The sequence below is a fragment of the Anaerolineaceae bacterium oral taxon 439 genome (genome assembly GCA_001717545.1).
In the GTDB taxonomy this organism is placed as follows: Bacteria; Chloroflexota; Anaerolineae; order Anaerolineales; family Anaerolineaceae; genus Flexilinea.
On record CP017039.1, the window covers coordinates 237,993 to 258,254 of the forward strand.

Here is a 20,262-nt window from a genome sequence, read left to right on the forward strand (position 1 = left end):
CTGTTTATTATCGCCATGATCCATCGATTCTTTAATAACCTGATATCTCTGTTCCTCGTTCATTCGTAGTGATACCTTTCTCATGTCAGGGAATTGTCCTGCCGCCCATCATAGCAAACTGACGTTTATCATGACAGACGACAGGACAATTTCCAAAAAACTTCTATGAGACAATATCACAGACTTTTCACACAGCACAAACTAACCGCATGGGCCATCCTTGACAAATCTGTCAAGCTCTCGTACAATAATTAAGTTGTTTGAAAAGACAGCGCGCCGAGATAGCTCAGTTGGTAGAGCATACGACTGAAAATTGTAGTGTCCACAGTTCGATTCTGTGTCTCGGCACACTCAGAAACGAGGCGTTCGCTAAAAGGACGCCTTTTTTATTCAGCGAACACGGAACTTCTCGCCATGAACTCAACGAAGCCCCTTCCACCTCTCAACGTTCCCGCCCTGCTGGCCCGCTATCGACTCCAGCCAAGCAAAGGACTGGGTCAGAACTTCCTAACCGACGACGGCGTCCTGGCCGAAATCGTCCAAGCCGCGGGCGTAGATAAAACGAGTGTGGTTTTAGAAATCGGGCCGGGACTGGGATCTTTAACGCGGCGCCTTGCCGCGGAGGCTTCGCAGGTTATCGCGGTCGAATTGGATCGGAAGATGATTCCCGTACTGAACGAGACGCTGGCGCCGTTTTCTAACGTCGCGATCATCCAGTCGGACATTCTTGCGTACGATCCGTGCGACGCTTTCGCCGGTGAATCCTACTGTGTTGTCGCCAATATTCCGTACTATATCACCTCTGCGGTCATCCGCCATCTTCTTGAGCTCAGAACGCGGCCAGATCGAATTTCGCTGACGATTCAGAAAGAAGTCGCGGAACGTATCTGCGCCGAGCCCGGGGATTTCAGCCTTCTATCGCTGAGCGTTCGGATTTACGGCGAGCCGCGCTGCATGATGACGATCGGGAAAGAGGCGTTTTATCCGGTTCCGAAAATCGATTCCGCGCTCGTCCGAATCGATTTATACGACGAACCGCTTATTCCGAGGAACAATGCGGACGCATTTTTCAAGCTGATCAAAGCCGGTTTTGGACAGAAGCGAAAAACGCTGCGCAACGCGCTGACCTCTGGACTGGCGCTCGATAAGACGGCGATCGAAAACGCGCTTTCCGAAGCGGAAATCGATCCCAAACGGCGCGCCGAAACGTTGACAATAGACGAATGGAAACAATTGCTGTCGGTCCTGAACCGACGGAGCGGAGGACAATAATGAGCTGCCTGTTAGGAATCGATCTTGGAACGTCAGGGCTGAAAGCGATCCTGGCGAACGATTCGGGACGTATTCTCGCGAACGCCTATCGTGCCTATTCATTCGATTCGCCGTCCCCAGGCTACGCCGAGCAGGATCCCGAAGTCTGGTGGCGCGCCTGTCGCGAAGCGCTTTCGTCCGTCCTGACCGAAAGCGCGGTCGATCCCGCCGAAATCCGGGGGCTTAGCTTTTCAGGTCAGATGCATGGGCTGGTCGCGCTGGATGAGCATGGAAACGTCGTTCGCCCTGCAATTCTGCACTGCGACGCGCGGTCGAGCGCTGAAATCGACGAAATCCGCGCCGCCTTCAGCGAATCCGAACGCAGTGAATTTTTTATGAACCCGATTTTCACCGGTTTCCTGATGGTTTCGCTGCTTTGGGTCCGGAAGAATGAGCCGGAAAACTACGCCCGGATCCGAAAAGTATGCCTGCCGAAAGATCACCTGCGTTATAAGCTGACCGGGATCGTTTCGTCCGATTATTCCGACGCCTCAGCGACGCTCGCGTTCGATATCCCGAACCGGAGCTGGTCCAGCGCAATTCTCGATCGTCTGAGTCTTCCGCGCGAACTGTTCCCGGACTGCGACGAGACGATCGCGCCGGTCGCGCCGGTTTCCCGGACCGCAGCACTGGAAACGGGGCTGTCGGAAACGACGGTCGTCGTTGCCGGCGGCGGGGATCAGGTCATGCAGTCGATCGGCAACGGACTGATTTCAGACGGAGACGGAAGCGTCAATATCGGATCGAGCGGTCAGGTCAGCTTCCAGCTTGGGAAACCGTTCCTGAACCCGGCGCTGAACTCGAATATGTTCTGCGCGTATGATCGCGACCGCTGGATCATGTTCGGCGCGACGATGAGCGCGGGATTGTCGCTGAAATGGTGGAACCGGATCATTCAGCAGTCCAGCTATGAAGAGTTGAACCATGAAATCGGGAAGATCCAGCCTGGAAGCGGCGGCCTGCTGTTTTTCCCGTACCTGAACGGCGAACGCACGCCGCACGTTAACCCGAATATCAGCGGAACGCTCATGGGGTTCAATCACACGACGAGCCGATTCGCGATCGCGCGCGCCGTAATGGAAGGCGTCGCGTTTTCTCTGAAGGACTGCCTGGATATCTGCATGGGCGCGGGTTTCCTTCCCAACCGACTGGTCGCGTCAGGCGGCGGCGCGCGCAGCCCGCAATGGCTCCAGATTCAGGCGGATATTCTGGGATTGCCGCTGGTCGTTTCGCGATCCGAGGAGCAGGCAGGCATGGGAGCGGTTATCGCCGCGGGTACCGGAAGCGGGGTCTTTCATGATATTCGCGAGGCGATCGGGGTTTTCGTCCGGTACCAGGACCAAACGATCGAACCGGCCCCGGACGCACGGCGAATTTACACGGAGCTGCATGAAATTTACAAAGACGCTTATCGGCGGATGGCTCCCGCGCTGGAAGCGTTAACCGTCTTTGGCCGGCGGCAGGAGGCGCGCGCCTTTGTCAACTAAAAATCAGCCGGAAGATACCAATCAGGATTCTTCCGGCTTGATTTCACTGCGTCACAGCGTCAAAACGATTACGGCGCGATAACGGTACCGTCCGGAATCGTCGTATTCTTCGGCACGATCACAATCCCGTCGCGAATATAGTATTTCTTAATCGGATCCGGATCGTCGAACTCGGTGCCTTCCGGGAAGGGGCGGATAATGACATTGTCGCCGATCCGCGCGTTTTTATCGATAATCGCCTGCGAAATTTCGCAATTTTTCCCGATCCCGAGCGAGACGCTGAAATAGCGCGCGTCTTTATAGCTCTTCTCGAAAACGTCCTCGTCGACCCCCATGACGATCGTGTCGCGCAGGACCGACCCTTCGTCGATAATTGACCTCAGCCCGATAATTGAATGGGCAATGCTGGCAGCGTTGATAATCGATCCGCGGGCGATCAGCGCATGATCGATATTCGAGTTCTTGACCTTTGCCGCCGGCATGTTGTTAATATAGGTGTAAATCGGATTACGCGGATCGTAGAAATTGAAGCGTGGGAGGTCGTCGGTGAGCATCAGGTTGGTATCGAAGAACGAACGGATCGTCCCGATATCTTCCCAGTAATCGTCGAACGTCCAACCGACGACTTCATACTTATCGATCGCGTAAGGAATGATATGCTTCCCGAAATCGGAATAATCAAGCGAATTCAGGAGCCCAACGAGAAGATCGCGATTGAACAGGTATATCCCCATCGATCCAAGATACGGCCGTTCCGGATCGTCGAGACTGACGAGATCGGCAAGGATCGCCGCATCCTTCGGCTTTTCTTTGAAAGCGGAAATCTTCCCGGACGATTCGCATTTCAAAATCCCGAACCTTCCGGCTTCGTCCTTATGAACCGGCTGCGTCGCGATCGTCACGTCGGCCTTCTTTTCGATATGATACTGAAGCATTTTCGAATAGTCACAGCGGTACAGATGATCCCCTGAAAGAATCAGGACATATTCCGCCCGGGCTGCGATAATTTCGCTGAGCTGCTTACGAACCGCGTCGGCGGTTCCCTGATACCAGTCGTTATTATCAGCGCGCTGCTCCGCCGCCCAAATCTGAACCGACCCCGAATGGAATTTATCGAACTGATACGTCTCGGTAATATGGCGATGCAGCGAAACGGTATTAAATTGGGTCAAAACCGCAATTTTAAAAATACCGGAATTGATGCAATTGCTGATCGGAATATCGATCAAACGATATTGGCCGGCGATCGGCACCGCAGGTTTGGAACGAAGTTGAGTTAACGGGAAAAGACGCGTACCACGGCCGCCCCCGAGAATAACGGCAAGCACGTTATCAGATGACATATTGTTCTCCTCCTTCTAAAATCGAGCGTTCAGCGTATATCCTATTCTAACAAAATTTTCCGAAAAAGTTACAGCGAATTTCGGCGAAAAAAAAGACTATTCTTCCGACTTATAAAAAACCTGTTCTCCGTTTGTCCTGAGGACGAACTGTGGGTTGGTTTTCGCATGGATCAGGATCGGCGGCACGAGAAACGGTTCCGCCGAAACGGCCTCCGCCAGCCACGCTTCCCAGTCCGCGCGCCGGTCATCGCGCTGAAGCAAGATCATCGTCGCGGAAAAAATCTCCGATCGAGCCTGAGATTCATCCAACGGATTTTCATGAACCAGCCTTTCCGGCGCGATCCCATTCGGGATCAGCAGGCGGAAACGTCCGATCGTCACGACCCAGGCTTCACGTCGCAGGAACCGGACGGGAAACGCAACGTTCACCGCGCCCAGCTGAATCGACCCGGTATCGTCGTCCGCCGCTTCAGCAAGGCGCAGAAGCATATCGAGCTCCGCCGTTGGGCTGGGAATCCGCGCGCCGTTGAGGATCAGGACGTCCGGATCGCCTTCGTACGCCTCCGCGATTCTCTTCCCAATCCAGGGCTCAGCCGTTGTGACTCTGGCGAAAACGCGGCGGAACCGGGCTGGGCCCGGACGAAAAAGCTTTTCCTCCGCTTCATATCCATTCAGATTTTCGCCAAGAATGAATTCGTTCATTCCCGGCGTCCGAATCGTCAGCGTCATCGCGGACCGCAACGCCTCGTAACGAATTTCATAGCGATCGGGGAACAGCCGCAGCCTTCCCAGCCCAACCCGCCAGCAAGCCAGCGCGAAGATCAGCGCCGCTGAAGTCCCCAGCGCAAACGGAATTTCCCGTTTCGGGAGCGCCGCGATTCGACCGCGCAGCTTCCAAATCAACGCAATCGCGGCGCAGCTCAGCCAGGCCTGCGTCGACGATACCCGAAAATAGGAGCTCGCGCCTGGAACTGCCGCGAAAAGCTCGACGACCCGAATTGTCAGCGACGCCGCCGGCGTTATCAGCCACGCAATCCCCATCCCTATCGGCGTCCAGAGATAGGAGACCAGAAGCGCGACGAACCCTCCGATCATGATTGGCGACTGGAAGAGCGCGATTGCCGCGTTGGCTACGAGCGACACCCGGGAAAACTGTGAAAAGGCGGCTGCGCCAATAAACGTTGTAAAAACCTGAGCGGAAAGCGACGTCAGAATTAAATCGTTCAGGAGATCAACTACCGTCCCGAGCGCCTTTGCGTCGGAGAGGCCTGACCGCGAAAGCCCTTTCCGAACCAGATTCGCCAACGGTTGATTAAAAAAGAGAATCCCCAGCGTCGCCATGACAGAAAGCTGGAAGCCAACGTCGAACAGTATCATTGGGCGGACGAACGACATCAGTGCCGCCGAAAACGCGAGCGCCGATTCGCCGTTTTTCCGTTCGCCGAACGTATCCGCGATCAGCGTCAGCGCACTCAGGATCGCCGCGCGGACGATCGGAGCGGATGCCCCGGTCAGCAGCGTGTAAAGCAGGATGAACGGCAGCAGCGTCAGCGAAATCCACCAACGTGTTGAAACCCGTCGGACGATCGCCGCCAGAATCCAGATCAGGACAGTAAAATTCATCCCGCTGATCGCGATAATATGCGCCGTACCCGTTCGCCGAAATGCATCGTCAACCTTCGAAGGAATTTTCGCTTCATCGCCGACCAGAATTCCGGCGATCAACGGCGCTTCCGGCGACGGGAAGAGACGAAAAATCCGATCGACGAAGGAACTCCGAACGCGATAAATCGCGCTGAGAAGCGGATTCCCGCTGAAGCCGGGAAGGACGGTCAGTTCCGGCCGATAAAAAAGAAAAAGAATCCCATTCCGACGCAAATACCGATAATAAGAGCTCCGCGACTCGGCGGGAATTATCGTTCGTTTTCCCTCAACGCGGATACGCGCCCCATATTCCGGCGCCGCTCCCGTAATCGGAAGCGTCAGCAGTACGTTCAAATTCCGGATCTCTTCGCTTTCCGTCCGTCCACAGCGAGCAAGCATGCGGGCAGCGACGGTCCGACGGGATATCGCCTCGACCGGAAGGTCCGAGACGACGCCTTCAAAGCAGACCGGACTTTCGATTGGAACCGTTTCGAACGGGTCGGCAGCGACGCTCGCCTCACGAACGATTGCCGATCGTAAACCGCCCGTCGCGAAGACGGCGATCGTTAAAAGCGAAACCGCCAGCGTCTTTGACGGATGATCCAAGCGATATTTTCGGGCTTCGCGCGACGCCGCGATCGCGAAGAAACCCGATCCGCCAAGAAGACAATACCAGAATAGAAAAGGTAAAGGGAAAAGCCGATCGAGAAGTATTCCGCTAAGGAGCCCCAGAGAAAACGTCAGCAGGTTCATTCGCCATCGCTCCGGGAAAATCCAGATCCGTTATTTTCCGGACGGCGGTTTCGAATCGCCGAAGGCGACGGTCCGATTGATCAGGAATTGCGTGACGGCGACGACCACGATTGAAAACAGCTTGGCGATCATCGGCGGAATCCCCAATCTTCCTCCGGCCCAGAGGATCGCGGAGGATAGGGCTAACCCAAATAACCCGGTCAGGTAGAACGAGACGAACCGTTTTCCGGTTTGATCAGTTTTTCGGAAGTTGAAATTCCGATTCAGAAAGAAACTCAGGAAAATTCCGCAGTGCGTACTGATCAGGTTGACCAGAAATTCGTCGAACCCGGCGAGCTGAAAGAGGAGGTAAAAAACGCCAGCGTCGGTCGCGGCGCTGATCCCACCGATCATCGCGTAAAGAATAAACGTGCGAAGAAAGCGTTTTTGATCGTCGCCGAGCTTCATCCCGACGCCCCGTTCAGCCGATGCGGCACGGTTTGAAGATCTTTAAAAAGTTCCGCGTGAAGCGCTGCGTTCGCCGTCCAATAGCCCCATGGCTCGGTAAACGCGTCCACGCCGCCGTCGAACCGCGTCGTCTTCGCGCCGGCTTCTTTCAGAATAACGAGCCCGGCCGCGATATCCCATGGGCTGAGGCACATTTCCCACATGCCGTCGATCCGTCCGCAGGCAACGTAACACATCCCCAACGCTGCAGAGCCCAGGCGGCGCACCCCGGCGGTCGTCAGCATGAAATGCCGGAACAGGTCAAAATTCTGCAGCCCCATTTTCGTCATTTTCGGCGAAAAACCGGTATCCAGGAGCGCCTGCGCCCGGTCGGTCGTCGTCCCAACCCGAATTGGGTCCCCGTTTAGAAACGCGCCTTTTCCCTTTTCAGCGTAAAAGCATTCATCCGCGTTGGGATCGTAAACGACGCCTGAAACCAACTCCCCATCCACCGCATAGCCGATTGAAACGCAGTAAAACGGAATCCCATGCGCGTAGTTCATCGTCCCGTCAAGAGGATCGATATACCAGCGGCGGCGCGTATCGCCGTCGTGCGCCCCGGTTTCCTCGGTCAGGATCGCGTCTTCCGGATAAGCGGTGCGCAGCTCGGAAAGAATATACGCCTCGTTTCGGCGGTCGACTTCGGTAACGACGTCCTGAGCGCCCTTGATCCCGATTTCATGGTTCGCGTGCAGCCGTTCGCGGGCATAGGCCCCGGCGGCTTTCGCGATTCGGATGATGTTTTCAATCTGGACTTCGGTTTTGGCGTATGTCATGGGCGTCTCCTGTGTTTTCGTCAGATAGACTAATTATAATCCCGACTTTGATAGTTATAAAAAGAGAAACAGCCTGATTCAGCGAGAATCAACATGTTTCAGGCGCATGATATAATCAGGGGATAGACGCCAGCTATTATCATATTTATGCGATAGAAGAAATGCAAAACCGAGGAACCTGGCATCGGGATACTTGGTTTGAGCGTTTTACGACGTTCATTTTACAGGCTTTTCTCTGGGAAGCTGGAATTATCTTCTTCCTGATTTTTGTCGTTCCTGTGATTTTCCTGCGCTGAAGTCCGTTTTCGCTTTTCTTTTAGTTCTCTCATTGTTCTGACGGATTTTCACCGGACGCCCATTCTCCGGTTCAGCTCATCGGCACAATGACGTCTCGGTAAACGCGCGTTGTAAAGAGGATCAAGGAGCCGGTAAAAAGCGCCTCCGCATGGTGGTTGAGCCACGTCTTTCAGGGAAGCTGGCCAGAAAAGGATTTATTCCGAATCGTTACAGCAAAATTCGAGTCGCAGGGCGAACGAAATAAAATCCATCGCAGCAAAACGACATACACTGATTTCCAAGCGTACCGTCGGGAAAGACATGATATGATCCAGACAGAATCATTCCCGGCGTACGGAGCCACCAGTCTACCGCATTGTCAACGCCGATAAAACTATATTCAGTTTGAAGTAATGGCGTCAGTTTCCCTGAACGGGAATTGCCCATGAGATATCGCTCAAATTCATCCGGGCTCAATAGAAAGACGCGATCATCGGTTTCAAAGTCGCTTTTTGATCCGGCCATGGATGCATCCCAATTATCCAGATGTGTCAGCGGGATCCGACTTTTCTCCGGACCAGAGAAAACATCGTTATAAAATGTCGAATTCAACCAGGCGCGCAAGCTGCTTTCTTTCCACGTGTACGGTCCGCAGGTCTCATCCACCGTCCCACGCAGCAACGCATACTCACTTAATACCAGCGCGCTTCCATTGGAAATTTCCAGAACGCGCCAATCAATTGGCTCAGGTCCTTCTAAGGATTCGTCCTGTTCATAAAGACCGAACTGGATGATATCCCCGACGAGAACGGGGTCGCTTACGGAAGGTTCGCTATGGGCTGAAACCATCTCGTTTGTCAAGCGCAGCATCACTGCGGGCTGCACCCCGCAGGTTATGTCAGAAAAATCTTCTTCGTAGAATCCGAGCTTCTGAATCGTACAAACGTTATCGGTTAGCTGATAACCGCGGCTGAAATTGGTCGAGCGCAGCCACCATTTCGTGCTTCCGTAATCATCCTGCGCCGCGCCGTTCCGCATCGCATACTTTGTCGGAACCGGATCTTCGAATAGGCCTGCTCCAATTGCATATCCCATTTCCTCCCAGTTCAGCAGAAATACATAATTGTCTTGATCGGTTTCAATCGCCATGATCGAGTGAGGCCGGTCGTTTTGCCCTATTCGCACCGGCTGAATAAACGATTTTTCCGTGGGCGTAAACGAACTCTTGAAAAATTCGCTATTCAGCCAATCTCTCAGGTCAGAAGATTCCCAATTAACTTTAATCTTATCGTCACTCTGCAACACGTCATATTTCTTTTCATCGAGCACGTAGCGACTTAGCAGCAGAGCGGTTCCATCTTGAACTTGGATAACGGTCCATTCAATTGGCTCCGTTCCGTTGAAAAGATTATTATCCTGTTCATAGCTTCCCAGCCAGACACGATCGCCGATCTTGAGCTTTGCATATGGATTGCCGGAATCGGCGTCTGGAATTTGCGTGATTTGTGTTTGCGGATAAGCTGGCAGGGGTAGATTTGAAGGCAAAACGGTGGCTAAAGCGGCCGGCTTCGTTAGCGTTGGAACGGCGGTTATGGATTCCGTCATCTCATTTCTTACGCTTTCACGCAGATTCCCGGTTTGCGAAACGTTATCTACAATCGGCGTCAACTGAGAACCACGCTGGCCAGTTTGCATGATCACGAAAACGCTGAATGCGATCAGCGCAATTGCGATCACGGCAATCGTTCTCTTCTGCCGCTGATCTTTTATTTTACGGGTGCGAACGGAGCCGACCTTCGTTTTTCTCTTGCCGGAATTCGTGCTTCGAGTTCCGCCCAGGATCTTTCTATCGTCGCCCGACAATATCACCGATTGGATTTTGAAAATCTGTCCGATTTCAGCAGCTGCCGATTCAGATTGAAGTTTTTCAAGATTGGACAAATATACGGCAAACGTTGGGAAGCGATTCTCCGGGTTCTTTGCCAGGGCCCGGTCTAAAAAAAGCTTGACCGATTTGCTGAGGCCATGAACGAGTTTTCGAGGATCAGGAATTGGGTCATTTATTTGTTTGATGATGACTTCAATCGGCGTCGTTCCGCGATAGGGTTTTTCTCCGGTGATCAGTTCATAAAAGACGACTGTCAGCGAATACGCGTCGGCTCGTTCGTCGACGGTTTTCCCATTTGCTTGCTCCGGAGCCATGTATTCGGGTGTTCCGATTCCAACGCCAGTTTCGGTCAGAGCTGCACGCCCTCCTTCGCTCCCGGTCGATTTCGCAATTCCAAAATCCGTCAGGACAACCCGTTTGTCCCTGGTGAGCATGATATTCGAGGACTTTACGTCCCGATGCAGCAATCCATGCTGATGAACGTAGTCAAGCGCTTTAGCGATGGGGCGGATCAGGCCGATCGCCGCAGAAACGCTGATCGGTTTTTGGATGTCTTTCAGCGTAATACCGTCTAAGTATTCCATGACCAGATATGGGGCGCCTTCATGCTCGCCATAATCATAAATATTTACGATATTAGGATGATTGAGCTTCGCTAACGCTTTCGCTTCACGCCGAAACCGCTCCATCATCATATCTGACCGTTCAAACGAGAAGGGCTGTTTCCGAATAAGCTTAAGCGCCGCAACCCGATCCAATTGTGAATCGCGGACGAGATAGACAACCGCCATTCCGCCGTAACCGAGTTCTCGGATAATTTCGTACCGCCCGATCTTCTTTTTATTTATTTCGTCCATGACGCTTATCACCATTTTTGTTTAGCGCGAGATTCGACAAAGAGAACGATTTGATACAAAAATGATCTGCTGTTTTATCGGCTGATCTGGACGTAGCCGCAACCTTAACCGACAGCGCCAATCCGGGATCAAAATCATGAAAACTAAACGATCGTCGAATGGTATTTCAGGGAAAACGGACACATTGAAGAATTTGATACATATCGCTGATCGAATGGATTTCCGATCTTTCAGTAGCGCGAGTGGGGGTCGAACCCACACGATCTTGCGATCGACAGATTTTAAGTCTGTTGCGTCTGCCTGTTCCGCCATCGCGCCATGTTAATATCAGTAAAATTATAAGCGATCCATGACAACTGTCAAGGGCGCCTACTCCGCGTCAATGTGGCTGTGTGAAAAGTCTGTGATATTGTCTCATAGAAGTTTTTTGGAAATTGTCCTGTCGTCTGTCATGAGAAAGGTGATATCACAAATGAACGAGGAACAAAAATATCAGGTTATTAAAGTATTGATGGATCATGGCGGTAATAAACAGCGTGTTGCGTTGAAATCAGGCGTGTCGATGCTTGTTTGTTGCAGATCACGAACAGGCGGAGCAAACGCTGTCTATCCGTGTCCTGATCCTGGCTCATTTATTCACGCGCCACTTCAGACTTTGCTTCCGATGTGAAATTTAGCTTTCGGAAAACAAGATTGATAGCAAGAATGAAAAAGAAAGAAATGGCAATGAGGAGCATCATCGCCTGCCGCATCTCATATTTATCTGATATGAGTCCAAACAAGGGTTGTGAAACAGACGCTAAAAGAGCGAGCAGTATCGATTTGAATGAAATCACTGTGACGCGAAAGGTCGAAGAAATATTGACTTGAAAAAGTTTTGAACTGACAGGATTCGATAAGCAAAATGCCGCTAAACCTGAAAAATACATGGAAATCGCAAGCACAGGATTTTCACTCAATGCAAACAAGAAAAACGCAATCATCATAAAAACAGGCCCCATACGAACCAGGATATTTTCATTTATACGTTGACTTAGCTTGCTGCTATATAGGCCTAAAAAGCTCACTATAATGAACTGAACGCTGATCACAATGCCGACCCTGGATAAAGGAAAGCCAAAATGTTCATGCAGATAATTGTTATAGAACTTATCAACAGGGACCATCGACCATGCCGCCGCCGCTTCAACAAGTGAAAAATAAAATATGATGGGATTTTGAAAAATATATCTGATAGCTTCCTGGGGACGAATCTGTTTTTTCTTAGAGAGATGTGCACTTTCATCCTCAATAAAAAAAATGCAAAGGAATGCCAATGCTAACGATACAATACTTATCCCAAACACGAGTTCATATCCAACTTCTAACAGGAATCCAACGGCCAGCGCCGCCACACCATAACACGTGTAAAAAAGAACGCGTGAAACAGCATTCAGCTGTGTTAGTTCATCCTTTCTGTCTGCCTGAATCAATCGGTTTGTAATGATAGCCGTTGCGCAACCTGTCATTAAGGTATAGCTGATCGCCAGCAGGAATAAAATGCAAATCATTGCCGAAAATGAATGAATCAGAGCCATCAGCAGGTATCCTGACATCTGCAGCGCGAGAGAGAGCAACAAACTCGAACGATTTCCGTATCGATCTGCAATAAATCCTGTTGGAATCTCAAAAACCATCTTACAAATCTGCAAAAAGCCAAATAGTATACCGATTTGCGTAAAGCTGAATCCAAGATGCTTAAAATAAAGGTTCGTAACCATAGAAACCATCGACAGGTTCATAAAAACAACATAGAAGTAATACAGTAATTTCTGCTTGTCTTTTTTAATATCAGACATATTCACGCTCCAAAAGGTGTGAGGCGATCAGGGAAGCCGCTCTTTCCTGATCATCTCTGTAACAGATTGTTTGCCTATTCATTTTGTTATCGAAACGTTTTATCGAACATCCTCCGCTGAAAACTGGAATCCGGATGAAATCTCGATAAAAATAGTCAATTGCCAAAGTAAACACTATCGCGCTTCAACTTCCTGCCGCCCCGGCTGCATTTACTTTTTCAACCTACACGGAAATTTGAAACGCAGTCTGACATGACGTTCAGGAGAACTATTCCATGATAATTGCAGTATACTTCGAATATTGCAGGGAGGAGAGGCCAGATGTGCATCGAATGTTATGCGAATGAAAACAGGATAACCCCATTATTAAATCCGTTGGATTGTTTGAAAGAGCACAAGCAATATATTTGTGGAACCTGCGGACGATGCATCTGTATTGAGCATGACCCGAATCGTGGCCTGCAGCGTTGGAATTTTCCTTTTAAATCGTTAGACATTGCAAAATTATATTTACGGACCGCCGATTATTGCAGGAAAAAGCCATGCGGCATTTATGAAATAAAAAGCGAAAACGGCCGGCTTTCCTATAAAATTTTTGCCGACATCGCGGACTTACAGGTATACTTGAAAACGAATAAAGGAAAAACGTGCCAGGGGGTCCCTGTTTTCATGGTTAAAGAATTCAGGGAATACCCAAATACGCAGGTGCGAAAATTAACGCCTGATGAAATAGAAAAATACATGTCGGAGAGATAAAAATAAATTGTTGACGAAAATGACCGCCTCGTTTGTTTCAGGAAAAGCAGCGATTGCCTCGTGATCAGGGCTTTTGACGGCCAGATCTTCGCTCCCGCAGGATGATCGTCTTCGTCCGGATCTGATTTCCCTGCTCCGCCAGTGAACACCCCCTGGCGCTATTCTTCTTTTATCTTGGCCCAGGATCAAGCCCATCGCCGCTTCGGGATTTCTTAATCTGCCGATGGCCTTTTTTCCCGCTGACGTTCTCCTTTTTTTTTGTCATTTCCCCTTAATTCCGAAAGAATAGACCTGCTTCGCGGTTTTCGCGGGCCCCATGGCGCATTCACCCGCTTCTCAGGCGGTTCGGGCCTTCAAATTTACATCGAATTAACAGATTTTATTTTGCGGTACTTTGATATGATTAAGGAGATCATCCCGGAGGTTCCGGGTGCATTCCAATTTAACAGGTTTACAGCGAACGGAGCGGAAAGATGGCGAAACGGAGGAGAGAATGGCTGATCAGGGCGCTGGCGGTACTGGCGATGATCGTGGGGGCGATCGGAATCCGGCCGGGGCTGGCGACGGCCGCAACAACGCGGATGAATGCTGCCATTGAGACGGAGCAGGCCGTCGCGCAGATCACAGCTACTGAAACGACGCAGGCTAAAGCGCAGAACCCATACGCGGACGTACAGGTGGTGGACATGATCGAGTTCGGATCATATGAACAGGATAATAACGAAGCGAACGGGCCGGAGCCGATCGAGTGGCGGGTCTTGGAGGTGAACGGCGGGAGCGCGCTGATCGTCAGCGAGTACGCGCTGGACGCAATGGCATACAACGAAGTATATGAATCGGTAACGTGGGAAACGAGTACGTTGCGGGGATGGTTGAATCAAAAATTTTACGATATGGCATTTGGAACTAAGGAAAAGGATTTGATTATAACCATAAATACCAGAAATGAACGCAACCCGAATTATGGCACGGGCAATGGAAAAAAATACGGAGGACCGTCTGTTTCTATTGAGTATTAATAAGTTGGAGATGTATTTTGTAGATGACGAAGATCGGCAGGCTTTCCCGACAAAGTATGCGATTGCAAAAAATGTATACGTGAATGATGATCTAAAAACGACGTGGTGGTGGCTCCGTTCATCCGGCAGCATTGGTAGATATGCTGCGGAAATCTATCCCGACGGTTCGATCTACTATTTTGGAGACTACGTCTACAACGGAAGGGTAGCCGTCCGTCCCGCTCTCCGGCTTAGAATCACGCCGTAGTTGACAGCCAGCGCAAACCAAAAAAGAGGCAGGCCGCGATTCCCAACCGGCTTCTCATCGCCTCAGGTAACCCAGATCGGATTCGAGACCAGGACCGGAAGCGGCGGCAGCCCGGGGATCAGCGCCCGATAGATTTCGGCGCGTACGAAACCGGGCGCGTCGACCGGGAAATCAATTTCCGCCGAGCCGGCGCTCCCGGCGGTCAGCGCTTCCATTTCTCCCGCCGGCGTCAGGATCAGAACCTTGACTTTCATCGCAATAAAATTTTCAACCTGCGAAATCTGCGTCGAAGCGTTTCCAGCTGCGTCAGCTATCTGAACCTCGATTCCATCAGCAGCCGCGAGCTCTTTAACCGACGTCGAAAGCCAACTGATAAACGGGTTCGTTGTATCCGGGACCGCGTAACCAACCTCAACGCCGGAAGCGAAAACCGAACCCGAAAGCGCGAGAATGCATACTGAAACAACAAGAACGATAAACTTCTTCATGATCTTTCCCTCCTTTTTTGAATAATGACCGAGGGAACGACCTGCCCCGCCCAATTTACCCTCGTCATGGAATGCGATTGAAACGGAGCTGGTCAATCCTGTCTTTTACCCTTAAAATCATAAAGTTGTTTTATCGTACGAACAATTCGATTTCAGTCTCGACTTATTCCGAAAAAGGATAATTTAAGCGCCCCGCGAAGCGTTTTATCCGTTTCCGCGCGCAGGGTCGCTGACGCGCTGCTTAATCCGGCCCTGCCGAAACGCGCTCAGCAGCTTCTTCAAATCCTGCGTCTTCCGTTCGAGCCGTTTTCCGACGTCGGAATCCCCAACCTTCAGCCGGTCCTGCGGAGCGTCGAAGACCTCCTCCTGCGACAGGATATCGCTGTTATTCGAGATCGCCGCCTCCAGCCCCGGGAACGGTTCATGCGCGGCGATTCGCATCCCGTAGGAATCAAAAATGAGCGTGTACCCGGCGATCCCGGTTTTCGGCTGATACGCCTTGCAGAACCCGCCGTCGATAACGATGACCTTTCCGCCGCCTTTGATCGGCGATTCGCCCTTTTGAGCCGCGACCGGAACGTGGCCGTTGATAATATGCCCTACGGTCGGATCGAGGTCAAACTCCCGGAGCAGGACGTCGGCGAAACCGGGATCGTTAATCATCGCATAATATGGATTATCGTCCTCTTTCCAGGTCGCCTTATCCTCGATAAAAAGTCGCTCGAACGTCGTGATATGATCGCGGCCGAAAAGCGGAGAATTCCGTCCGCACCATAAAAACCAGAGGAAGTCCATCCCGTTCGCCTTTTCCTCCGATCCCGGGACCCCGTAATACCCCTGCCGGACGAGCGTATCGGCGGCGTCGAATAACGCGCGCCCCGAGACGGGTTCCTGATTGATTTCCAGCTCCATGAAGCTCCCATCCTCGTTCATCGGAACGCAGCCATGGAACAGGAGGTTTCCATTGAAAACGAGATAAAGCGACCCGACGCCATACAGGAAACGGATATGCTCCTGGAGCTTATAGCTGTTCGTAAACGAGGTCACGAGCCGGTCGACAATCGACGCTTCCGTCGGCGTCAGTTCGTACGGCGCTTTCGGATCGACGGTTTTCAGGTCGTCCAGATCGATCGGATAGACCGCGTCGCCGATCCGGATCGTCTTAGCCGCGAAATCGATCCGTTCGAGGAGCCGCCGATCGTCCATCTTATATTCAGGATGACGAAGGAGGAGCTGGCCTTCGAGTTTAAACAGCAGGATAGCGACCGCCTGATACATTTTTGACAGCAGCGTCAAATCCTTCGACGATGGAACGGACTCCTGCGGCTTGAGCGCAAAACGCGGCGAGGCATCGTAAGTTTCCTGTGCGAAAATCGCGAGCGGACGCAGGTTGATCCCATAAGCCGTCTCAAGGCTGTCCAGATTTCCATATTTAATCGCGTTGAACAAAACGGCGGCGATACAGGCGGACGACCCCGCCGCCGCGCCCATCCATAAAACGTCATGGTTGCCCCATTGGATATCGACCGCGTGATGTTCCATGAGGCTTTCGATGATAATATCGGGACGCTGGCCGCGGTCGAAAAGGTCGCCGACGATATGGAGCTGGTCAACGATGAGCCGCTTAATCACGGTCGCAAGCGTGATAATCATGTCCTCGGCGCTCCCGACCTCGATCATCGTCTGGATCAGCTGCTCGTAGTATTCCTCACGCTGCGTGTCCTCCGCGTTGATCAGCTCATTCAGGATAAAGTTGTATTCCTCCGGTATCGCTCGGCTGACCTTCTTCCGCGAATATTTAACCGAAACCAGGCGGCAGACTTCAATCAGCTGGTGCAGCGTGACCATGTACCATTCATTAATGTTCTCGATCCCCTTTTCTTTCAGCTCGCGGAGCTTCTTTTCCGGATAGTAAATCAGGGTTGACAGCTGCGCCCGTTCGGTCGAATTCAGGATCTTTCCGTAGAGCTTGTCTACCTTCTGCCGGATTTCGCCGGAAGCGTTATTCAATATATGGGTAAACGCCTCGTGCTCGCCATGCAGGTCGGACATGAAATGTTCGGTGCCTTTGGGAAGCTGCCGAAGCGCTTCATAGTTGATAATCTCGGTCACGGCCGACCGAATCGTCGGATATTTCTCCGCTAAAAGTTCGAGATACTTCGTCTCTTCGTTGAGTTTCTGTTGGTTCATGAGGTTATTCCTTCTTTTCATTTCCAATTCATACCTGTTGTCCGTCCCGGATGCGGAACGGACTGCGTTTTTTCGCGTCGTTTCCTCTATACCCTAATTCTACTTCCCCGGGCCGGATTTTCCGTTCTGACTTCGCGTGGGAAAGCATGGTATGATATACGTTCAATCGGCCGGTTCGGTTCCCGTCCCCATCCTCAGGATCTCCCCCGTTTTTGACATGCAAAAGAGCTTATGATATAATTCGTTCTCGCGTTAGTTATACGTAAAAAGAGAAGCAGCCCTGTAAGGATTAGGTAAGAACTATGACGGATATTTTACGAACAGTCGAATCGCCGGTCAACGAGAACGTCCCGGAATTATTCCCGGGAGATCAGGTATCGGTTCATGTCAAAATCAAAGAAGGCAACCGCGAACGGATTCAGGAGTTCAAAGGCGTTGTCCTGTTTACCCATAACAACGGCAATACCTCCACGTTCACCGTTCGCCGCGTCGCGTCCAACGGAGTCGGCGTTGAACGAACTTTCTTAACCCGTTCGCCGCGGATCGCGAAGGTCGTCGTCGAGCGCCATAGTCAGGTTCGCCGCGCCCGCCTTTTCTATCTCCGCTCACGCAGCGGCAAGAGCGCAAGGCTAAAGCAGAAGTTTTAATCGCTTTCATGGGCTGTAACACGCGGTAAAATCAAATCAGGGGTTTTCTTTGCCCCTGATTTTTTTCAATTCCAGACAGGCGCGGTTGAAAAATATTCCGCCGCCGTTTTGACGAAGGATAGAAAATATGGACCCATCGCCGATGAACAAACCCGCCGCCATTTTCCGCCCCGTTATTGGAATCGTCTGCGCGGAGAACGATCCGACGCCGCCCGGCGAAAGCCGGAAGAATCAGGCCGGCGTCCGCTACGTCGAAGCGGTCCGCAGCGCGGGCGGGCTCCCGCTCCTGATCCCGCTTCAATATCCGACCGGCGAAATCGAACGGCTGACCCGGCTTTTCGACGGGATCCTGATTATCGGTGGGAACGACGTCGATCCGAAATGGTATAACGGCGTTCCCGATCCCTCCGTCTCCGCGCCCAACCCGGAACGCGACGCGTTGGAAATCGCGATCGTGCGGCTGGCGGCGGAACAGGACCTGCCGCTGTTCGGTATCTGCCGCGGGGAACAGGTTATGAACATTGCCATGGGTGGAACGCTTTATACCGACCTCCCATCGCAGTTTCCAACCGTCCTCCGCCATCAGCAAAGCGACGATACGCCGGTTTCAAAGCTGACGCAGCGCGTCAGAATCGATCCGGCGTCCAGACTGTACGCAATCGTCGGAGCCGAAACGATCTGGACAAATACGTTCCATCATCAGGCCGTCCAACGGCTCGGGAACGGATTCCGCGTCGCGGCGGCGGCGACCGACGGCGTCGTCGAAGCGATCGAGATCCCCGAACGAAGCTTCTTCATCGGGGTGCAGTGGCATCCCGAAGGGCTCCAGGACCACGCTGAGGAAGCGCGCCTTTTCAAAGCGTTCGTCGCCGCCGCGGCGGCGCGCGCCGAAAATCGGGAAGCGGAGGCGAAATGAACGTTACGTTAGGGCTCGGATCGAATCTCGGAGACCGCGCGGAAAACCTTCGCCTCGCGATCCAGCTCCTCGCGCCGACCGTCGCCGTCAGAAAAATTTCGTCGATCTACGAAACCGCTCCCTGGGGATTCGCCGACCAGCCCGCTTTCTATAATCTCGCGCTGATCGGAGAGACCGAGCTCGGGCCGCAGGATCTTCTATCCTTCGTAAAGCATGTCGAAGCGCGCATGGGACGGAAAAAGACGTTCCGCTACGGACCGCGCCAGATCGATATCGATATCCTGTTTTACGAAAATGAAGCGGTGCGAACCGAATCGCTAACCATTCCGCACCCGCGTTATAAGGAGCGCCGCTTTGTCCTGGAGCCGCTTTGCGAAATCGCGCCGGACGGAGCCGATCCGGTCAGCGGCGAACCGTTCGCGGCGCTGCACAGCGCCGCCCCGCCGGACGAAGCGCGCCGCTTAGACCTGCCGGCGTCGGTGAAACGGCCAATCCTGCGTTTCGGAGTACGAACGTACGCAATGGGGATCCTCAACCTGACCCCGGACAGCTTTTCCCGGGACGGCGTCTACGCGGAGCTTCCCCAGAGCGACGCCGCGATCCGCCGGGCGCTCGCGCAGGCGGAGGGATTTCTCCGCGCCGGGGCGGATATCCTCGACCTGGGCGCGGAATCGACCCGCCCCGGATACCGTCCGGTCCCGGAAGCGGAAGAAATCTCAAGGCTCCTCCCGGTTCTCAGCGCGATCCGCGAACGCTTTCCGGAAGCGATCCTGTCGGTCGATACGATGAAAGCGGCGACAGCGGAAGCCGCGCTTCGGACCGGCGCGGACTGGATCAACGACGTCAGCGGCGGGGATCATGACCCGCGCATGCGCCCGCTCGCCGCGGAACATGGATGCTTCTTCGTCGCGATGCGCTGGGAGGCTTTCCAGCCGGACGCGGAGCCGGTCGCCGATCAGGCCGCCCGCCAGTTGAAGGAATCAGCTGAAAAGGCGCTTTCCGCCGGAATCCGAAAGGACCGGCTGATCCTCGATCCGGGAATCGGGTTCGGAACGGGCGTCTGGGATAACGTCGAACTCATGCGCGCGCTCCCGCGCTTCAGCGCGATCGGATTTCCGATCCTGATCGGGCCAAGCCGGAAATCCGTCGTCGGGAAAACGCTGCGCAGGCCGCCGGAAGACCGCCTCGGAGGGACCGCCGCGCTTGCTGCGGCCGGGGTCGCCGCCGGCGTCGACATCGTCCGTGTTCATGACGTCGACTGCATGACGCAGGTTATGCGCATCGGCGACCTGATCTGGCGTTAACCGGAAAGTTTCGAAGGAGGACGTATTGAAAACCGC

16 protein-coding genes and 2 tRNA genes are annotated in these 20,262 nt (G+C 52.8%); 9 read left to right on the forward strand and 9 right to left on the reverse strand.

Going from position 1 to position 20,262, the window contains the following annotated elements:
- The first annotated feature begins 275 nt into the window (after nucleotides 1–275).
- From BEQ56_01180 to BEQ56_01190, 3 genes are all read left to right on the forward strand, one after another.
- Nucleotides 276–348, forward strand: a tRNA-Phe gene (locus tag BEQ56_01180).
- 66 nt (nucleotides 349–414) lie between these two features.
- Nucleotides 415–1,272 carry a ribosomal RNA small subunit methyltransferase A gene (locus BEQ56_01185; protein AOH42214.1) on the forward strand — a complete coding sequence of 286 codons (858 nt, stop codon included), beginning with the start codon at nucleotides 415–417 and terminating at the stop codon, nucleotides 1,270–1,272.
- Complete coding sequence (locus BEQ56_01190) at nucleotides 1,272–2,798, forward strand: xylulokinase (GenBank protein AOH42215.1); 1,527 nt, start codon at nucleotides 1,272–1,274, stop codon at nucleotides 2,796–2,798. The genes BEQ56_01185 and BEQ56_01190 overlap by 1 nt, the downstream gene beginning before the upstream one ends.
- A 68-nt stretch (nucleotides 2,799–2,866) precedes the next feature.
- Here the strand turns inward: BEQ56_01190 and BEQ56_01195 are convergent, their stop codons facing one another.
- The 7 genes from BEQ56_01195 to BEQ56_01225 form a co-directional block, all read right to left on the reverse strand.
- Nucleotides 2,867–4,141, reverse strand: a complete 1,275-nt coding sequence (locus BEQ56_01195) for a glucose-1-phosphate adenylyltransferase (GenBank protein ID AOH42216.1) — start codon at nucleotides 4,139–4,141, stop codon at nucleotides 2,867–2,869.
- Nucleotides 4,142–4,237: 96 nt separating this feature from the next.
- Complete coding sequence (locus tag BEQ56_01200; GenBank protein ID AOH42217.1) at nucleotides 4,238–6,538, reverse strand: hypothetical protein; 2,301 nt, start codon at nucleotides 6,536–6,538, stop codon at nucleotides 4,238–4,240.
- A 30-nt stretch (nucleotides 6,539–6,568) separates the two neighbouring features.
- Nucleotides 6,569–6,985, reverse strand: coding sequence for a hypothetical protein (locus BEQ56_01205; protein AOH42218.1), 417 nt, complete (start codon nucleotides 6,983–6,985; stop codon nucleotides 6,569–6,571).
- Nucleotides 6,982–7,800 carry a hypothetical protein gene (locus BEQ56_01210; protein ID AOH42219.1) on the reverse strand — a complete coding sequence of 273 codons (819 nt, stop codon included), beginning with the start codon at nucleotides 7,798–7,800 and terminating at the stop codon, nucleotides 6,982–6,984. Before BEQ56_01210 ends, BEQ56_01205 begins: the two co-directional genes overlap by 4 nt.
- Nucleotides 7,801–8,304: 504 nt before the next feature.
- The gene (locus tag BEQ56_01215; protein AOH42220.1) at nucleotides 8,305–10,821 is read right to left on the reverse strand and encodes a hypothetical protein; all 2,517 of its coding nucleotides are present in this window, start codon (nucleotides 10,819–10,821) and stop codon (nucleotides 8,305–8,307) included.
- A 234-nt stretch (nucleotides 10,822–11,055) separates the two neighbouring features.
- A tRNA-Leu gene (locus BEQ56_01220) sits at nucleotides 11,056–11,139 on the reverse strand.
- 314 nt (nucleotides 11,140–11,453) lie between these two features.
- On the reverse strand, nucleotides 11,454–12,659 hold the full coding sequence (locus BEQ56_01225) for a hypothetical protein (protein AOH42221.1): 1,206 nt from the start codon (nucleotides 12,657–12,659) through the stop codon (nucleotides 11,454–11,456).
- Nucleotides 12,660–12,980: 321 nt separating this feature from the next.
- Here BEQ56_01225 and BEQ56_01230 point away from each other — a divergent pair, with 321 nt between their 5' ends.
- From BEQ56_01230 to BEQ56_01240, 3 genes are all read left to right on the forward strand, one after another.
- Nucleotides 12,981–13,415, forward strand: a complete 435-nt coding sequence (locus tag BEQ56_01230; protein ID AOH42222.1) for a hypothetical protein — start codon at nucleotides 12,981–12,983, stop codon at nucleotides 13,413–13,415.
- Nucleotides 13,416–13,888: 473 nt separating this feature from the next.
- Nucleotides 13,889–14,434, forward strand: a complete 546-nt coding sequence (locus BEQ56_01235) for a hypothetical protein (protein AOH42223.1) — start codon at nucleotides 13,889–13,891, stop codon at nucleotides 14,432–14,434.
- Complete coding sequence (locus BEQ56_01240; GenBank protein ID AOH42224.1) at nucleotides 14,424–14,681, forward strand: hypothetical protein; 258 nt, start codon at nucleotides 14,424–14,426, stop codon at nucleotides 14,679–14,681. Before BEQ56_01235 ends, BEQ56_01240 begins: the two co-directional genes overlap by 11 nt.
- Nucleotides 14,682–14,743: 62 nt before the next feature.
- On the opposite strand, the gene BEQ56_01245 is transcribed toward BEQ56_01240, so the two are convergent.
- Together BEQ56_01245 and BEQ56_01250 are read right to left on the reverse strand one after the other, a co-directional pair.
- Nucleotides 14,744–15,169: a hypothetical protein gene (locus BEQ56_01245; GenBank protein ID AOH42225.1), complete on the reverse strand. Its 426-nt coding sequence runs from the start codon at nucleotides 15,167–15,169 to the stop codon at nucleotides 14,744–14,746.
- Nucleotides 15,170–15,373: 204 nt separating this feature from the next.
- Nucleotides 15,374–17,359 carry a fructose 1,6-bisphosphatase gene (locus tag BEQ56_01250; GenBank protein ID AOH42226.1) on the reverse strand — a complete coding sequence of 662 codons (1,986 nt, stop codon included), beginning with the start codon at nucleotides 17,357–17,359 and terminating at the stop codon, nucleotides 15,374–15,376.
- Nucleotides 17,360–17,661: 302 nt separating this feature from the next.
- Between BEQ56_01250 and BEQ56_01255 the strand changes: the two genes are divergently transcribed.
- The 3 genes from BEQ56_01255 (at nucleotide 17,662) to BEQ56_01265 (ending at nucleotide 20,226) form a co-directional block, all read left to right on the forward strand.
- Nucleotides 17,662–18,006, forward strand: a complete 345-nt coding sequence (locus BEQ56_01255; GenBank protein ID AOH42227.1) for a 50S ribosomal protein L19 — start codon at nucleotides 17,662–17,664, stop codon at nucleotides 18,004–18,006.
- A 160-nt stretch (nucleotides 18,007–18,166) separates the two neighbouring features.
- The gene (locus BEQ56_01260) at nucleotides 18,167–18,922 is read left to right on the forward strand and encodes a hypothetical protein (protein AOH44344.1); all 756 of its coding nucleotides are present in this window, start codon (nucleotides 18,167–18,169) and stop codon (nucleotides 18,920–18,922) included.
- 521 nt (nucleotides 18,923–19,443) lie between these two features.
- Nucleotides 19,444–20,226 (forward strand): dihydropteroate synthase, encoded by a 783-nt coding sequence (locus tag BEQ56_01265; GenBank protein ID AOH44345.1) that lies wholly within the window; start codon nucleotides 19,444–19,446, stop codon nucleotides 20,224–20,226.
- The last annotated feature ends 36 nt before the right edge of the window (nucleotides 20,227–20,262 follow it).

What these genes read in the sequence shown, in the direction of transcription:
- BEQ56_01225 (AOH42221.1), bottom strand. Translation starts at nt 12,659, where the DNA reads ATGTCTGATATTAAAAAAGACAAGCAGAAATTACTGTATTACTTCTAT.
- BEQ56_01230 (AOH42222.1), top strand. Translation starts at nt 12,981, where the DNA reads ATGTGCATCGAATGTTATGCGAATGAAAACAGGATAACCCCATTATTA.
- BEQ56_01250 (AOH42226.1), bottom strand. Translation starts at nt 17,359, where the DNA reads ATGAACCAACAGAAACTCAACGAAGAGACGAAGTATCTCGAACTTTTA.
- BEQ56_01215 (AOH42220.1), bottom strand. Translation starts at nt 10,821, where the DNA reads ATGGACGAAATAAATAAAAAGAAGATCGGGCGGTACGAAATTATCCGA.
- BEQ56_01265 (AOH44345.1), top strand. Translation starts at nt 19,444, where the DNA reads ATGGGGATCCTCAACCTGACCCCGGACAGCTTTTCCCGGGACGGCGTC.
- BEQ56_01195 (AOH42216.1), bottom strand. Translation starts at nt 4,141, where the DNA reads ATGTCATCTGATAACGTGCTTGCCGTTATTCTCGGGGGCGGCCGTGGT.
- BEQ56_01255 (AOH42227.1), top strand. Translation starts at nt 17,662, where the DNA reads ATGACGGATATTTTACGAACAGTCGAATCGCCGGTCAACGAGAACGTC.
- BEQ56_01235 (AOH42223.1), top strand. Translation starts at nt 13,889, where the DNA reads ATGGCGAAACGGAGGAGAGAATGGCTGATCAGGGCGCTGGCGGTACTG.
- BEQ56_01200 (AOH42217.1), bottom strand. Translation starts at nt 6,538, where the DNA reads ATGAACCTGCTGACGTTTTCTCTGGGGCTCCTTAGCGGAATACTTCTC.
- BEQ56_01245 (AOH42225.1), bottom strand. Translation starts at nt 15,169, where the DNA reads ATGAAGAAGTTTATCGTTCTTGTTGTTTCAGTATGCATTCTCGCGCTT.
- BEQ56_01205 (AOH42218.1), bottom strand. Translation starts at nt 6,985, where the DNA reads ATGAAGCTCGGCGACGATCAAAAACGCTTTCTTCGCACGTTTATTCTT.
- BEQ56_01210 (AOH42219.1), bottom strand. Translation starts at nt 7,800, where the DNA reads ATGACATACGCCAAAACCGAAGTCCAGATTGAAAACATCATCCGAATC.
- BEQ56_01185 (AOH42214.1), top strand. Translation starts at nt 415, where the DNA reads ATGAACTCAACGAAGCCCCTTCCACCTCTCAACGTTCCCGCCCTGCTG.
- BEQ56_01190 (AOH42215.1), top strand. Translation starts at nt 1,272, where the DNA reads ATGAGCTGCCTGTTAGGAATCGATCTTGGAACGTCAGGGCTGAAAGCG.